Origin of the sequence: Pseudomonas sp. KCJK9058 (assembly GCF_046230975.1) — a bacterium.
Classification (GTDB): domain Bacteria; phylum Pseudomonadota; class Gammaproteobacteria; order Pseudomonadales; family Pseudomonadaceae; genus Aquipseudomonas; species Aquipseudomonas alloputida.
On record NZ_JBJJLR010000099.1, the window covers coordinates 1 to 1,929 of the forward strand.

Genomic DNA, 1,929 nt, shown 5'->3' on the forward strand with positions numbered 1-1,929 from the left:
ATCGAGTAGGAGGCGGGCTCACACCCGCCGTCCTCTCACACCACCGTGCGTACGGTTCCGTACACGGCGGTTCAAGCTATGCGGCTAAGCCGGTTGATCGTATCCAGTATCGAGACCAGTCCGAGTCGATCCCATAGCTTCTTCGGCAGCGCCTGATTCATATGTGGCGCCCCCGAGTTCCACCACGGGCCTCGGCCGTTACAGACCGATTTACAGGCACGCTCTTCGCTTAAGCCCAGACGCATCAGGTTGCGCGCCCTCGTAGAGGGCTGCTTCCATTGGCGCCAGATGGCACAGCGGAGTTTGTGCCTGATCCAGCCATCCAGTTCCTCAAGTGGCCGTTTGCTCTGGCTAAGCTTGAAGTAACCCGCCCAGCCTCGCAGGACAGGGTTTATCCGCTCGATGGTATTCGTCATCTTGCGACCCCGTGCACCGCGTAGCAGCTCTGCGAGCCGGTCGCGCAGGCGACCCAGGCTCGTCGTTGCCACCCGCAGCCTTGGCTGCTGATGCCAGCTCATCCCATAGCCCAAGTAGTCACACTTCCAGGCTCTCGCGACTCGACTCTTCTTCTGATTCACCGTCAGTTTCAAACGTTGATTCAGGAAGCGTTCGACACTGGCCAGTACCCGTTCGCCCGCCCGAGGACTGCGCACATAAATGTTCGCATCATCGGCGTAGCGCACGAAGCGATGACCCCGCCGTTCCAATTCGCGGTCGAGCTTATCCAGAAGGATATTCGACAGCAACGGCGAAAGCGGGCCGCCTTGCGGCGTCCCCTCCTGCCGTGGGCTGACGACACCGCCCGACATGATCCCGGCTTCAAGGTAGCGGCGGATAAGCCTGAGTACGCACTTGTCTTTGATTCGACGTTCGATGCAGGCCATGAGGATGTCGTGATTGACCCGATCGAAAAACTTCTCCAGATCAAGTTCCACGCACCAGCGGTGTCCCGCTGTCACATGAGCACGAGCCATCTCGATGGCTTGATGCGTACTTCTGCCCGGACGAAAACCATAGCTGTAGTCCGAGAACAGTGGGTCGAAGATAGGTGTGAGCTGCTGCTGCAGTGCTTGCTGGATCAGGCGATCCACTTGACGGTGGGGATTCCCAGTTGCCGTGTGCCGCCCTGCGGCTTGGGAATTTCAACCGCTCGCACTGCTTGGGGATGGTATTCACCGGCCAGCAACCTGGCCTTGAGGGTTGGCCAATACTGTTTCACGTAGCCCGCCAAGTCAGCGACCGTCATGCCATCAGCACCCGGAGCCCCCTTGTTGCTAACCACGCGTTGATACGCACGCCTGAGGTTGGCCGGTGCAAGCACCCGCTCCATCAGCGTGTCCGGCTCCGCGTTCGTCCACGTCGCTGACGCCGCCGGCACCTTTGCACTGTCAGGCATCACCCTCGGCTTCTGGCCGGGATTCGGAGTGACAGATTCCGTTGTAGGAACTTTCTGCATTACGGCTACCAACGAGACAGTGACGCCTACTAGCGGCATAACCTGTTCGGCCCTTGGTGGCGCGGTTATCCGCCACTTACTACGGCTTCGGCTGACTTCTGCACGCTCATCCCGTCGCCTCTCGACGCTCGGTAGCACTATGGCAAGCGTGCAGATCTCCCAGGGTAATTCGCGCGACCTTCCTGCTTATGCCTGTCGGATTTACGTCACAGCGCTCCGTGCAAGTATTGGGCTTTGGCGATTGTTGCCGCCTGACCCCGCTGTGCCGCCTGATCCGCTTCCTGTTCGTCAGGCCAGCATTTTGCCTCGGGCTTCCTTCAGATTCGCAGTCGCCCGCGACACCCTTGCCTCCGGCTAACACTTCCCCTTGCCGGGTGTGTAGAGGACTTTCACCTCCAAGTCACCCGCTCGGCCACCATAGCCAAGCAGGTTGCGCTTGCGCGCAACGCGCCATGCCTGGCGCACAACAAAAA

1 pseudogene is annotated in these 1,929 nt (G+C 59.9%); it reads right to left on the reverse strand.

The features are described from left to right. Positions 1-71: 71 nt before the first annotated feature. Positions 72-1,495: pseudogene (gene ltrA / locus ACK59Z_RS25720) on the reverse strand (group II intron reverse transcriptase/maturase). Positions 1,496-1,929 lie beyond the last annotated feature (434 nt).